We start from the raw sequence: 12,920 nt of genomic DNA on the forward strand, positions 1-12,920 counted from the left end.
CGGTCCCAGCGTCACTTCCTCCCACACCACCACAACAGCCCCGCCGCACCACCGTGACCAGCAACGATCAAGATGAAAAAACCCCATTGGGGCGCATCCGGGGCTGGTGCCGGGCATGCGAAAGGCCCCCGCGGGGGGAGGTCGCGGGGGCCTTTCCGTTGTGGTGGGAGCTGGGCTACAAGGCCGAGCTCTGGAGGGTCACGCCGACCGGGAGGTGCGGCGGCCCTTCAGCTCGGCGAGACGTTCGTTCAGCAGGTCCTCGAGCTCCGGGATCGTGCGCCGCTCGAGCAGCATGTCCCAGTGGGTGCGCGGCGGCTTGACCTTCTTCTGCTCGGGCTGCCCGCCATCGACGATCTCCGATTCGCTGCCGTGCAGGCGGCACTCCCAGACCGTCGGGATCTCGGCGTCGTCGGAGAACGGCACCTCGAACTCGTGGTTCTTCGGGCAGGCGTAGCGCACGGTGCGACGTGGGGCGAGGTCGTGGTTGCGGTCGGTCTCGTAGCTGACCGCTCCCAGCCGGCTTCCACGAAGAACACGGTCGGCCATAGTGGGGTCCTTTCAGTCAGCTCCGGGGTGGAGCCAGGGTGTTGCTCACCCTATGCAACGACCCGCGGCCCCGAAGGATTCCCGGAACACCATGTCGTTGCTCACGATGAGCTGCGTCACCCGCCTGCATTAGCTTCCACTAGTAGGAGGCATTTCGCGCTCCGGCGTGACGTCAATACGGCCTTCTTAGTGCTGATATCCCCCGGATGGGCTACTCGCGTCTCGCTCAGGTCAACCGTAACTGACCGTGATGGGCAGTAACCGGCCCCAAGTCACCCGCTCGGAAGTGGCGGCGACACAATACCTGATAACGCACCGTAGCGAATTCGGCCTCAAAACGTACTGAAGCTGAAGTTTCAACTACGGATTGTTCGGTATCTGCCACCACGACGGTATCGCCCTCGCGCACCACCTCGCCGTCCACCACCCGCGCGTTGAACCGCCCCGGCAGCCCGCACCAGCACAACACCTCCACCTGAACCGGCTGCAACTCGTCCGCCAGTTCGAACAGACGGGCGGCCCCCGGGAACAACCGGCTCCGGAAGTCCGTCGCGATCCCGAAGCAGTAGACGTCGATCTCCACCTCGTCGGCCAGCTCCGCCAGCTGATCGACCTGACCGGGGGAGAGGAACTGCGCCTCGTCCACCACCACGTAGTCCACGTGCCGGCCCTGCGCCCACTCCTGCCGCACCAGGTCACGCACGTCGGTGTCCTCACCGACCTCCACCGCCTGCCGGGTCAGCCCGATCCGGCTGGAGATCTGCGGCGCCCCCGAACGGTCGTGGCGCACCAGCACCAGCCCCCGGCGCCCCTGCCGCGCGTGGTTGTGGTCGATCTGCAGCGCCAGCGTCGACTTCCCGCAGTCCATCGGCCCGTAGCAGAACTTCAGCCTGCCCACCGGCGGCGTCCCGCGGCGCGAACCCGCCGCGGGAACCGACGACAGGGCATCGGTGGGATCAGGGCCGGCGGCGTCGTCGATCAAGGTCACGACGCCCGACCCTATCGGTGGCTACAGAACCTCCGGCGGGGTGTTGCCCGCCGCCACGATCGCCCGCCGCACCGGCACCAGCCACACCAGCACCAGACCGGCCGCGAAGAAGATCACCAGCGCGATGATGGCCAGCCGGAACGACCCCGTCGCCTGCCCGACCCCGGCGAACACCAGCGGCCCCAGCCACGACGTCCCGCGCTCGCCCACGACGTAGAGCGAGTAGTACTGCGCGTCCTTGCCCGCCGGGATCATCTGGCTGAACAACGACCGCGACAACGCGTTCGTCCCACCCAGCACCAGCCCGATCCCCACCGCCACCGCCAGGAACTGCAGCATCTGCCGCGGCTGCACGAAGTACGCCCCGCCCAGCACCACGATCCACACCACCAGGCTGCCCAGGATCGTCCGCTTCGCCCCCCACCGCCGCGCCACCAGCCCGTGCAACGTCCCACCCAGGTACGCCACGAACTGGATCACCAGGATCGTGACGATCAGCACGCTGTTGCCGAACCCCAGCTCGTCCTTGCCGTACTGCGCCGACACCGTCACCACCGTGTTGATCCCGTCGGTGAAGACCAGGTAGCTGCCCAGGAACGCCAGCGTCAGCGGATACGCCTTCGCCGCCACCAGCGTCTGCCGCAGCTCCGCGAACCCCGCCCGCAGCACCGACCGCCCCGGCGCGACGTCCACCGGCACGTGCCGGCGGGGGAGCCGCCGCACCGCCGGCACGGTGAACGCCGCCCACCACAGCCCCGACGTCAGGAAGCAGATCTGCACCGCCAGGTCCTGATCCACCCCGAACAGGTCGTGCTTCAGGTAGAACCCCAGCTGCAACGCCAGCGCCAGCCCGCCACCCAGGTACCCGAACGCCCAGCCCTTCGCCGAAATGCCGTCCCGCTCGTCCGGCCCGCCGATGTCGGCCAGGAACGAGTAGTAGACGACCAGCGAACCCCCGTACCCGATGTTCGCCACGATGAACAGCGCCGCACCCAGCTGCCAGTCCGAGCCCGTCAGGAAGAACATCCCCGCCGCGGCCGCCGCACCCAGGAACGCGAACCCGCCCAGGATCCGCCGCTTGTTGTGACTGCGATCCGCCACCGCACCCGCGATCGGGAGCACCAGCACCTGCACCACCGTCGCCACCGACAGCAGGTACCCCCACACCGAACCGGCGGGGAAGTGCAGCCCGAACAACGTCACGTCGCAGTGGTGCAACGTGTCCGCCTCGCCCGCCGCGTCCAAGCACGCACGGTCCCCGTTAAGGGTGATGTTCGCCTTCGCGTCCGCCGCCGCGATCGGGCTCATCGACAGCGCCCCGAACACCGTCGTCGTCGACGAATAGAACGGCGAATTCGCCCAGTCGTAGAAATACCAGCCCCAGCGCTCGCGCTTGGTCGAGCGCGTCCCGGCCAGCGTCATCCACGGCTCCTTCGGCTCAAGAACTTCCAGGTCAGCGCGGAGACTACGGGGACGCGTCGTCCCCCGAGAACGCGCCACCGAAACCGTGTCCGGTTTGTCGCTTCGTGATCATCCGCCGCCCCGCCACGACACCCCGTTCGCCCCTCACGGCGTGTCGTCGGCAAAAGTGAACAGTGTTTCATGTGAGACTTGAGCGCCCATCGTGTCTGTTGTGGTCAATGGGACACGCTCCTACTGTGCACCCATGATCCAGAACCGCCGACGCACCGTGACGAGCCTCCTGCTCCTCGCCCTCGCCGCCATGGGTCTGCCGCTGCTCAACCCCGCCACCGCCGCCGCGGACCCCGCGGCGGCCGCCTGGGCCAAACTCCGCATGTGCGAGTCCAGCGGCCGCTACGCCACCAACACCGGCAACGGCTACTACGGCGCCTACCAGTTCGACCTGCCCACCTGGCGCAGCGTCGGCGGCCAAGGCCGCCCCGACCAGGCCGCCCCCGCCGAACAGGACTACCGCGCCCTCTACCTCTACCGCATGCGCGGCTGGCAACCCTGGCAGTGCGCCGGCATGCTCAAACTCGCCGCCGACGCCGACGCCCGCAGCAAACGCGTCCCCAGCTACACCGAATCCGCCTACATCGGCGGGGGAGGCCTGCCCACCCCGCCACCCGGCCCCGGCGGCCCCCGCCCCGCCTGGCCCGGCGTCGTCTACGCCTACGGCGACTGCGCCGACGCCCTCAAGACCTTCCAGCTCCGCATGAACGCCTTCGGCTACGGCTTCACCGGCACCGGCTGCTACCTCGACAAGACCCGCACCGCCGTCCTCGACCTCCAGCGCGCCAACGGCATCAAGGACAGCGGCCTCCTCGGCCCCAAGACCTGGGAAGCCGCCTGGACCGGCAAACCACCCCGCTGAGCCGTCAAGACTCCTGCGACCGCCGCCATGCACCCCGCTCGATCAGCACCTCACGCAGCAGATCCGGCCGGTCCGTCACGATCCCGTGCACCCCCAGGTCCAGCAGCATCCGCATCTCCGCCGGATCGTCGATCGTCCACGTGTGCACCTCGATGCCCGATCGCCCCGCCATCGCCAGGAACGCCTTGTCCACCACCCGCAACACCCCCTGCCGCACCGGCACCTGGGCCATCGCCCCCAGCACCAGCCGCCCGAGGGGGAGCAGCGGCAACCGGCCTCGCGCCCACAACGCGAACGCCGACCGCGGCCCCATCGCCGTCACCAGCCGCGGCCCCGCCAGCTTCCGCAACCGCACCAGCCGCGCGTCCGAAAACGCCGCCCCCGCCACCCGGTCGAACGCCCCCGTCCGCTCCAGCACCCGCACGAACGGCTCCACCGCCCGATCCGCCTTCACGTCGACGTTGAACCGCGCGTCCGGCAACTCCTCCAGGACGTCCTCCAGCCGCGACAACGGCGCCTTCCCACCCACCTTCACGTTCTTCAGCTGCGCCCACGTCTGCGCCGCGATCGGCCCGGACCCGTCCGTCGTCCGATCCAGGTTCGGATCGTGGTGGACCACCACCACACCGTCCGCCGTCGCGTGCACGTCCGTCTCGAGGTACCGGTACCCCTCCGCGCACGCCCGCTCGAACGCCGGCAACGAGTTCTCCAATCCCGCGAGGTCACCGAGGTGCCACCCCCGGTGCGCGAAAGCACGGGGGACCGGGTCGGCCAGGTACGGAAACGAAGCCTGCATCCTCCAAGTGTGCCCTTCCGCCATGACCCCGGCATGAGCAAACGGTGGCCAGCTAGGGTCTCCCGGGTGAGGGAAGCCGCCGAACTGACCCAGCCGACCACGATCGACATCGCCCCGGCCCGCCGAGGCGCCCCCAAGCACTGCGGCTGGTGCGGACGACGCCTCCCCGAAGGCGGCAACGTCGGCCGCCGCCGGCGCTACTGCGGCCAATCCTGCCGCCAGCGCGCCTACGAACGCCGTACGGCCCTGCAGCGCAGCGGCCTGCCCGAAGACGCCGTCGTGCTCTCCGACACCGAGATCGCCGCCCTCCAGGACCGCCTCTTCCAGCTCCGCTGCGCCGCCGAAGACATCGTCACCGCCGCCGACGACGGCGCCGACCCCCGAGAACTCCGCGGCCTCGCCGCCGAAATCGCCCGCGCCGCCAAAGACCTCGAACAACTCCGCTGACCCACCCCAGGCCGCCGTGTTGTCCCTCCAAGCACGCGTGTCGTCCGTTCCGGCACCTCAGCCCAAGCTGTCCAACGCCCGATAAGTCCGGTTGCTCGCCGCCGCCGCGCGCTGCTCGCGGCCCGTCGCCTCGATGTAGTTCTGGCTCGTCGCCAAGCTCGCGTGCCCCAGCAACGCCATGATCTCCGACGCCGTCGCCCCGTCCTCCGCCAGCCGCGTCGCGAACGTGTGCCGCAACGCGTGCAGATTCGCCCCCACCGGCACCCGGTCGTGCAACCCCGCACCCCGGTAACACGACTTCACCAGGTACTCCAGCGCACCCCGCCCGATCGGCTCACCCGCCCGATCCAGCAGCAACGGCGAACCAGGGGAGAACCGCACGTTCGGGAACCGCACCCGGCACGACTCCCGGTACCGCTCGATCAGCTCCGCCAGCACCGGCTGCACCGGAATCGACCGATCCCGGCTGCCCTTCCCCTTCACGTGCAACCGCAACTCACCGGCACGCCCCACCAGCGACCGCGACGTCAACGCCCGCATCTCCGCCGCCCGCAACCCCGCCACCAGCCCCAGCGCGATCACCAGCACGTCCCGCTCCGGCCACGGATCGCGCGCGCGCCGCGACCCGGCGGCCGCCGCCGACAACAGCTGCTCCGGGGTTTCCTCGCCCCGCAACGGCTTCGGCGTCAACGCCGGCGTCCGCGGCCGCGCCACCGCACCCATCGGATTGCCCGCCAACAGCCCGTCCGCCACGCAGAACGTCAGGAACTGGTTCCAGGTCGACCACGCCCGCAGCACCGAGCTCTTCGCGTGCCCGTCCGCGAACGCGCCGAACGCCGACCGCAGCGCCGGCCCGGTGAGGTCGGCCACCTCGAGGTCCTCGGCCGGACGGCCGAGTTCGAAAACCAGGAGAGTGGTGATGCCGGCGAGATCGCGGCGGTAGGCGTCGGTGGTGTGCGGGGAGTCCTTGCGGGGCCGGCGGGCCGCGAAGAAGGCTTGCTGGGCCTCGGAAACCTTCATGTGGATCTTGTACCGCACGCCACCGACAGTTTCCGCGTCCGGGCCCGAACCCGGCGTTTCATGCATAATTGCCATTATGCATGAAACGCCGGTCTGACCCAGGGATCTTCCCCTGGGGGACACGAGACTCCTCCCGAGGCCGTTTCGAGCCCTCCGGACGCCGCTGCACGCCACTGCGGGGCATACGCACACATGTTCAACACGACCCGGCCGGCGACCCGGGGGTCGGGAGGCCGAGGCCGCCGATCCGTGGTCGCCAACCGTGCCGCACAGCAACGCCAGGGTGACCAAACCTCGGACGGTTTCGTCACCGTGACGTTTTGAGGTCGAGTGACCGGACATCGGGTTCGCGTCCCTCAGGGGATGCTCCCGGGCCTCTCAGGGCTCAGATCGGCCAACTGCCGGCCGAGTGAGAGGTCGAAACCCTGACAGGAGCCGTCCTGGCGAAGCGAACGCTCCTGCAACCTGGACAACACCCGACCCAGGATCCGACCCCTCCCGGGCTGTCCGCCCAGCACGTCCCTAAGTGCCGATAATGTACATTATGTCAAGTAACGTCAGTGCCAGTCGCTGATCATCACGTCCCGCGGCGCCGGGGCGCCTTCCCCGGTCTCCACGAGCTGCTTGAGACTCATCAGGTAGATCGCCCACTTCGTGCTGCAGTGGTGCATGAACTCGACCGCCTCGCGCCAGCCTTCGTGCTTGAACAGCACGATCGTGTAGTCGTCGCGCTTCTCGAGCTCCCAGCGGATCGTCGTGCCGAGCCACTCCGGCGGCCCGTCGACGACTTCCCAGCGGACGAGCCGGCCCGGGTCGAGTTCGAGGACCTTCATGTCGAAGCCGCCCGGGATGAAGCGGAACGCGATGACGCCGCCGGGTTCGGTGCTGCCTTCGGTCTTTTCGGTCCACCAGCCGGCGAGGCCGTCGATGGTGGTGAGCGCGTCGAAGACCTGGTCCGGGGTGGCGTGGTGGATGCCGATGCGGTGCAGGATGTCCATTTTCTACGGCTTTCTCTTCTTCTCGATGGTTTCGGCGATGGTCTTGATGCGGCGGAGCCGGGCGTCCCAGGCGTTGCCGACGTCGGTGAGCTGGGCGACGGCGCGGGCGAGCTGGGTTTCGTCGACGTGGAACTGCTTTTCGCGGCCGGCGCTGCGGGCGTGGACGAGGCCGGCGCGGTCGAGGACGGCGAGGTGCTTGGCGACGGCCTGGCGGGTGACGGGCAGGTGTTCGCTGAGGCTGGTCGCGGTGCCGCTCCCCTGGCTGAGCAGCAGGTCGAGCATGCGGCGGCGGGTGGGGTCGCCGACGGCCGACCAGAGGTCGTCGTCCACGGCGGTGGTCACCGGGTGGCTCCGAGCTGGGCGGCGCAGGCGGGCAGGCGGGGCAGGAAGTGGTCCCAGCCGGTGACGTGGTCGGCGTATTCGGCGGCGATCTTGGCTTCGTCCCAGCCGCGTTCGCGGAAGCCGGTTTCGGTCATCTTGAGGCGGGTGCCGGTGGCGGTGGGTTCGAGGTCGAAGACGACGAGGAAGGAGTTGCCGGGGGCGGCGGCCTCCCCTTCGGCGTGGGTCCAGCGGAAGGAGAAGTGCCGGGGTGGGCTGGCGTCGACGACAGTGAAGCGGACCCAGGAGCCGCCGAAGCCGATGCGGCCGTCTCCCCCGGGTTCGACGGGGTATTCGGCTTCGTCGGGCCACCATTCGCGGAGGTGTTCGGGGCTGCTGACGACGTCGAAGACGACGTCGGGGTGGGCGTCGATGTGGATTTCGCGTTCGATGCTGCCGTGTTCCATGCGAGGCTCCTTGTGCAACTTTTTGTTGCGTGTCACGTTAGCTCGGCGGCTGCCGATGTGCAACCGTCGGTTGCGCGTAGGTTCTTCTCGACCCAAGCGACGTCGTGCCAGGCGCCGTGTTTCCAGCCGACCTGCCGGTAGACGCCGGCGGATGCGAAGCCGAGGGCGCGGTGAAGCCCGATGTGGACCCGGCCTTGCTGAAGCAATGAATCGGTGCTTCACTTCTTGACGTGCCCTATCGCCGTACCCCGAAGGTGCAGGAACGCCTCGACGCCCAGCGCGAGACGATCGTCGCCGCCGCGACCCGGCAGCTGGCCGAACACGGCTACGGCGGCTGCTCCGTCGCCGCCGTGGCCGAGCGGGCCGGAGTGGCCGTCGGCAGTGTCTACCAGCACTTCCCCACCAAAGCCGACCTGGTCGTGCACGTCTTCCGGCAGGTCGTGACGCGGGAGGTCGAAGCGGTCCGGACGGCGTCGGCGGAGGCGGGTGCCCCGGCCGAACGGGTCCTGGCAGCCGTCGACACCTTCGCCCAGCGCGCGCTCAAGGCGCCGAAGCAGGCGTACGCCCTGCTCGCCGAGCCGGTCGACGCGCTCATCGATGCCGAGCGGCTGGAGTTCCGGCGGGCCTACACCGAGGTCATCGCCGAGCACGTCGCCGCCGGCGTCCGGGAGGGCGTGCTGCCGCCCCAGGACGGCCGGCTCACCGCCGCCGCGCTGGTCGGCGCCGCCGCCGAGGTCCTGATCGGGCCGTTGACCAGCGGGAACGCCGGTGACGTCGCCGAGCTTCGCACGTTCATCCTTCGCGCTCTAGGAGGCTCCGATGCCCGCCACGCATGAGGTCACCAACCAGGTCCCGCCGCTGGTGGGGCACGACGTCGCCGACGACCCGGCGCTACTGGCCGGGCTCGAGCGGGCCGGTGCGGGCTGGGCGGCCGGCGAATTGCACGAGCTGGGCCGGCTGGCCGGGACCGAGCAGGCCCAGGAGTGGGGCCGGCTGGTCAACGAGAACGAGCCGGTGCTGCGCACGCACGACCGGTACGGGAACCGGATCGACGAGGTCGAGTTCCACCCGTACTGGCACGAGCTGATGAAGGTCGCGACGGTCCACGGCTTGCACGGCACGCCGTGGCGGGACCCGCGCGAGGGCGTCCACGCGGCGCGGGCGGCGAAGTTCTACGTCTGGGGTCAGGTCGAGGCCGGGCACAGCTGCCCGATTTCGATGACCTACGCGGCGATCCCGGCCCTGCGGGCGACCCCGGAGCTGGCGGCCCGCTACGAGCCGCTGCTGGCGGCGACCGAGTACGACTTCGGCCTGCGCGAGCCCGGCACCAAGCGCGGGCTGCTCGCGGGGATGTCGATGACCGAGAAGCAGGGCGGCTCGGACGTCCGGGCGAACACGACGACCGCGACCCCGGCCGCCGACGGCATCTACACCCTGGTCGGGCACAAGTGGTTCACCTCGGCGCCGATGTGCGACATGTTCCTGACGCTGGCGCAGGCGCCGGGCGGGCTGTCGTGCTTCCTGCTCCCCCGCGTGCTGCCGGACGGCTCGCGCAACCCGATCCGGCTGCAGCGGCTGAAGGACAAGCTGGGCAACCGGTCGAACGCGTCGTCGGAGATCGAGTACGACCACGCGGTCGGCTGGCTGGTCGGCGAGGAGGGCCGCGGGGTCCGCACGATCATCGAGATGGTCAACAACACCCGGCTGGACTGCACGCTGGGCAGCGCGTCGGGCATGCGGCTGGGGGCGGTTCGGGCGGTGCACCACGCGACCCACCGGCGGGCGTTCGGCAAGGCGTTGATCGACCAGCCGCTGATGGCGAACGTCCTGGCCGACCTGGTCCTGGAGTCCGAGGCGGCCACGACGGTGGCGATGCGGCTGGCCGCGGCGGGCGACCGGCGCGACGACGAGCAGGAGCAGGCGTTCCGCCGGCTGGGGCTCGCGGTGTCGAAGTACTGGGTGTGCAAGCGGGCGCCGGTGCACGCGGCCGAGGCCCTGGAGTGCTTCGGCGGCAACGGGTACGTCGAGGAGTCGGGCATGCCGCGGCTGTACCGGGAGGCGCCGCTGTCGTCGATCTGGGAGGGCTCGGGCAACGTCGCGGCGCTGGACGCGTTGCGGGCGATGGGCCGGCAGCCGGAATCGGTGGCGGCGTTCTTCGCCGAGGTCGAGCAGGCCGCCGGCGGCGACGCCCGGCTCGACGACGCCGTGGACCGCGTCCGCAAGGAGCTGACGGACCTGGACGGCATCGAATACCGGGCCCGGCGGGTGGTCGAGTCGATGGCGCTGGTGCTGCAGGGTGCCCTGCTGGTCCGCCACGGTCACCCGGCGGTGGCGGACGCGTTCTGCGCGTCCCGCTTCGGCGGCGACTGGGGCATCGCCTTCGGCACGCTCCCGGCCGGCGTGGACACGGGAGCGATCCTCGAGCGCGCCGCGGTGCGTTAGCCGACGCGCTCGGCGCGCTGCCGGGCCAGTTCCTCGACCGCGCTGGGCAGGGTGGTCTCGAAGTCGATCAGCTTGGCCCAGGTCGGGGTGATGACGATGCGGACCATGCCGTCGTAGAGCGAGCGGACCTCGCGTTCCCACTCGACGCGCTGCTCGGGGGTCATCTGGTAGGTGCCGTTCATCTGCAGGTACTCCTCCGGGATGCCGTCGACGACGTCCAGTTCCGCGCGGCCGCGGATGAGGAGGATCTTGGGCGGGTGGACCTCGGTGTCGATGGTCAGGGCGACCGCGGGGTTGGCGCGCAGGGACGGCAGCTTCGGGGAGTTCTTCGTCGTGCACAGCACGATCTGCGAGCCGTTCCAGGTGAAGGCGATCGGGATGCTGCGCGGGGTGCCGTCCTTGGCGACGTAGGCCACGCGGGTCACGTCGCGGGCCAGCAGTTCGCGGCTGAGCGGGCGGTCGAGGACCTCGGCGATCTCGTTCTGCTGCATGGTCGGTCTCCTTGTCCGGTGGCCTGTTCTGCCCCGGGGACGGAGCCCCCCCGGACGTTCTCGACACGCGCCGCGAAGATTTTTTCAGCGGCCGAGGGCGTCGAGCGCGCCGGCGACCGCGGCGGCCTTGAGGTCGGCGACCGGGACGTCGGGGAACTGCATGCAGACGTCCTGCAGGCCGCCGAGGGCGAGGATGGCCCGGGCCTGCTGGTCGAGGGTGGGTGCCGGGCCGCAGATCAGCGCGGTGAGGCGGGTCCGCCAGGCCAGGACGCGGTCGATGAGCCCGAGGTCGGCCAGGGTCGGCATCTCGGCCAGCAGCATGACGACGTCGGCGCGGTGGCGGTGGTTGAAGTCGAAGAAGCCTTCGATCAGCTCGCGGACCGGGGCGTCGCCGCGGGCTTCCACGGCGAGGAGGAACTCCTCGCCGTCGTCGAGCAGCGGCTGGACGATGCTGAGGATGAGGTCGTCGCGCGACGGGAAGTGGTAGTAGAGCGCGGGTTTGGTGATGCCGAGCCGGTCGGCGATGTCCTGCAGGCTGGTGCGCTGGACGCCTTGGCTGGTGAACAGGTCGCGGGCGACGTCGAGGATGCGCTGCTTGGTGTCGGACGGTTTCGGCACCGCCCCAGCATAACTGACTTAACGATAGGTAAGGAACTGTGGTACAACTTACCTACCGTTAAGTCAGGGAGGTACTCATGCGGATCCTCGTCTCCGGCGCGAGCATCGCCGGACCGGTGCTGGCGTACTGGCTCACCCGTCACGGCTTCGACGTCACCGTCGTCGAGCGCGCACCACAGCTGCGCAAGACCGGCGGCCACGCCGTCGACCTCTTCCGGCCGGCCATGGACATCACCGAACGGATGGGCGTCCTGCCCCGCGTCGAGGCCGTCGCCACCGGCACCACCCGGATGACGCTGCACCGCGAAGGCAGCCCCAAGCCCCTGCACGTGGACCTGTCGAAGGTCTTCCAGGCCACCTCCGACCGGCACGCCGAGGTGATGCGCGACGACCTGTCCGAGATCTACTACGACGCCGGCCGCGACGACGTCGAGTACCTCTTCGGCGACTCGATCACCGGCATCTCCCCCGACGGCGACGTCACCTTCGAGCACGCCAAGCCGCGCCGCTTCGACCTCGTCGTCGGCGCCGACGGGCTGCACTCGAACGTCCGGCGCCTCGTCTTCGGGGAAGAAGCCGGGCTGACGACGTTCATCGGCGCGTACCTGGCGGTGCTGTCCCTGCCGGACACGCTCGGGCTCGACGGCGAGGCCGTCACCCACCTCGGCCCCGGCCGCACGGCCTCCCTCTACAGCGCCGGGCACCTCGACGACGCCCGCGCGGTGTTCCTGTTCCGCCGCGACGAGCCGCTCGACTACCACCACCGCGACGTCTCCCGCCAGCAGCAGCTGCTCCGGGCAGCGTTCTCCGGGATGCATCCGCAGGTCGACGGCTGGCTGGCCAGTCTCCACGGCCCGGGCCCGTTCTACTTCGACTCGATCACCCAGCTGCGGCTGGACACGTGGTCCCGCGGCCGGGTGACGCTCGTCGGCGACGCCGGCTACTGCCCGGGGCCGGCCGTCGGCGGAAGCACGAGCCTCGCGGTGCTGGGGGCGTACGTCCTGGCCGGCGAGCTGGCCGAGGCGAACGGGGACCACGAGCGCGCCTTCGCCGCGTACGAACGGGAAATGGGCGAGCTGGTGCGCCGCAGCCGGGCGTTCGCGATGGGTGCCGCGCGAAGCCTGATCCCGGCCTCCCGCGCCGGAGTCTGGGCGCTGGCCCGCGGCGGGCAGCTGGTCTCGGCGCTGCCGGCCGGGCTGACCCGGGCGATCGCCAAGCTCAACACCGGCGGCGTGCGGATGCACGACTCGATGCGGGTCAAGGACTACGCGGTGAAAGCGACGGCATGACGCCGGAGGGGACCCCCAGGTGGCAGCCCCCTCCGGCTACGACGGCGGGGTTCTTTCGAACACGGTGGCACACCGGCGGAAACCGGGCGGGGGGGGGGGGGGGGGGGGCGCCCCCCCCCCCCCCCCCCCCCCCCCCCCCCCCCCCCCCCACCCCCCCGCGGCCCC

General features: G+C 70.4%; 15 protein-coding genes. 5 read left to right on the forward strand and 10 right to left on the reverse strand.

Annotated elements, in window-relative coordinates:
• Positions 1–198: 198 nt before the first annotated feature.
• The 3 genes from ACWEF6_RS41635 to ACWEF6_RS41645 form a co-directional block, all read right to left on the reverse strand.
• Positions 199–546, reverse strand: coding sequence for an RNA polymerase-binding protein RbpA (locus ACWEF6_RS41635; RefSeq protein ID WP_003081521.1), 348 nt, complete (start codon positions 544–546; stop codon positions 199–201).
• A 226-nt stretch (positions 547–772) separates the two neighbouring features.
• Entirely contained in the window at positions 773–1,528 is a 756-nt protein-coding gene (locus tag ACWEF6_RS41640) for a thymidine kinase (RefSeq protein ID WP_449688007.1), read from the reverse strand.
• 27 nt (positions 1,529–1,555) lie between these two features.
• The gene (locus tag ACWEF6_RS41645; RefSeq protein WP_449687995.1) at positions 1,556–2,956 is read right to left on the reverse strand and encodes an MFS transporter; all 1,401 of its coding nucleotides are present in this window, start codon (positions 2,954–2,956) and stop codon (positions 1,556–1,558) included.
• A 244-nt stretch (positions 2,957–3,200) separates the two neighbouring features.
• Between ACWEF6_RS41645 and ACWEF6_RS41650 the strand changes: the two genes are divergently transcribed.
• Entirely contained in the window at positions 3,201–3,869 is a 669-nt protein-coding gene (locus ACWEF6_RS41650; protein ID WP_449687996.1) for a transglycosylase family protein, read from the forward strand.
• Positions 3,870–3,873: 4 nt separating this feature from the next.
• Here the strand turns inward: ACWEF6_RS41650 and ACWEF6_RS41655 are convergent, their stop codons facing one another.
• A complete protein-coding gene (locus tag ACWEF6_RS41655) occupies positions 3,874–4,665 on the reverse strand; it encodes a glycerophosphodiester phosphodiesterase (protein ID WP_449687997.1) in 792 nt (263 codons plus the stop codon).
• Between the two features lie 66 nt (positions 4,666–4,731).
• On the opposite strand from ACWEF6_RS41655, the gene ACWEF6_RS41660 reads away from it, so the two are divergent.
• Positions 4,732–5,112 (forward strand): hypothetical protein, encoded by a 381-nt coding sequence (locus ACWEF6_RS41660; protein WP_449687998.1) that lies wholly within the window; start codon positions 4,732–4,734, stop codon positions 5,110–5,112.
• Positions 5,113–5,169: 57 nt separating this feature from the next.
• On the opposite strand, the gene ACWEF6_RS41665 is transcribed toward ACWEF6_RS41660, so the two are convergent.
• From ACWEF6_RS41665 to ACWEF6_RS41680, 4 genes are all read right to left on the reverse strand, one after another.
• A complete protein-coding gene (locus tag ACWEF6_RS41665; RefSeq protein ID WP_449687999.1) occupies positions 5,170–6,150 on the reverse strand; it encodes a tyrosine-type recombinase/integrase in 981 nt (326 codons plus the stop codon).
• A gap of 539 nt (positions 6,151–6,689) precedes the next feature.
• Complete coding sequence (locus ACWEF6_RS41670; RefSeq protein ID WP_449688000.1) at positions 6,690–7,130, reverse strand: SRPBCC family protein; 441 nt, start codon at positions 7,128–7,130, stop codon at positions 6,690–6,692.
• A gap of 3 nt (positions 7,131–7,133) precedes the next feature.
• Positions 7,134–7,472: an ArsR/SmtB family transcription factor gene (locus tag ACWEF6_RS41675; RefSeq protein ID WP_310976082.1), complete on the reverse strand. Its 339-nt coding sequence runs from the start codon at positions 7,470–7,472 to the stop codon at positions 7,134–7,136.
• A complete protein-coding gene (locus tag ACWEF6_RS41680) occupies positions 7,469–7,915 on the reverse strand; it encodes an SRPBCC domain-containing protein (protein WP_449688001.1) in 447 nt (148 codons plus the stop codon). The genes ACWEF6_RS41675 and ACWEF6_RS41680 overlap by 4 nt, the downstream gene beginning before the upstream one ends.
• 230 nt (positions 7,916–8,145) lie before the next feature.
• Here ACWEF6_RS41680 and ACWEF6_RS41685 point away from each other — a divergent pair, with 230 nt between their 5' ends.
• Positions 8,146–8,751 (forward strand): TetR/AcrR family transcriptional regulator, encoded by a 606-nt coding sequence (locus ACWEF6_RS41685; RefSeq protein WP_449688002.1) that lies wholly within the window; start codon positions 8,146–8,148, stop codon positions 8,749–8,751.
• On the forward strand, positions 8,735–10,357 hold the full coding sequence (locus ACWEF6_RS41690; protein WP_449688003.1) for an acyl-CoA dehydrogenase family protein: 1,623 nt from the start codon (positions 8,735–8,737) through the stop codon (positions 10,355–10,357). The genes ACWEF6_RS41685 and ACWEF6_RS41690 overlap by 17 nt, the downstream gene beginning before the upstream one ends.
• Here the strand turns inward: ACWEF6_RS41690 and ACWEF6_RS41695 are convergent.
• Together ACWEF6_RS41695 and ACWEF6_RS41700 are read right to left on the reverse strand one after the other, a co-directional pair.
• The gene (locus ACWEF6_RS41695) at positions 10,354–10,848 is read right to left on the reverse strand and encodes a pyridoxamine 5'-phosphate oxidase family protein (protein ID WP_449688004.1); all 495 of its coding nucleotides are present in this window, start codon (positions 10,846–10,848) and stop codon (positions 10,354–10,356) included. The two genes, ACWEF6_RS41690 and ACWEF6_RS41695, sit on opposite strands and share 4 nt — an antisense overlap.
• Before the next feature lie 84 nt (positions 10,849–10,932).
• Positions 10,933–11,466 (reverse strand): TetR/AcrR family transcriptional regulator, encoded by a 534-nt coding sequence (locus ACWEF6_RS41700; RefSeq protein ID WP_449688005.1) that lies wholly within the window; start codon positions 11,464–11,466, stop codon positions 10,933–10,935.
• A 77-nt stretch (positions 11,467–11,543) separates the two neighbouring features.
• On the opposite strand from ACWEF6_RS41700, the gene ACWEF6_RS41705 reads away from it, so the two are divergent.
• Positions 11,544–12,755 (forward strand): FAD-dependent monooxygenase, encoded by a 1,212-nt coding sequence (locus ACWEF6_RS41705; protein WP_449688006.1) that lies wholly within the window; start codon positions 11,544–11,546, stop codon positions 12,753–12,755.
• Positions 12,756–12,920: the final 165 nt, after the last annotated feature.

This window comes from Amycolatopsis sp. NPDC004772 (genome assembly GCF_053601215.1).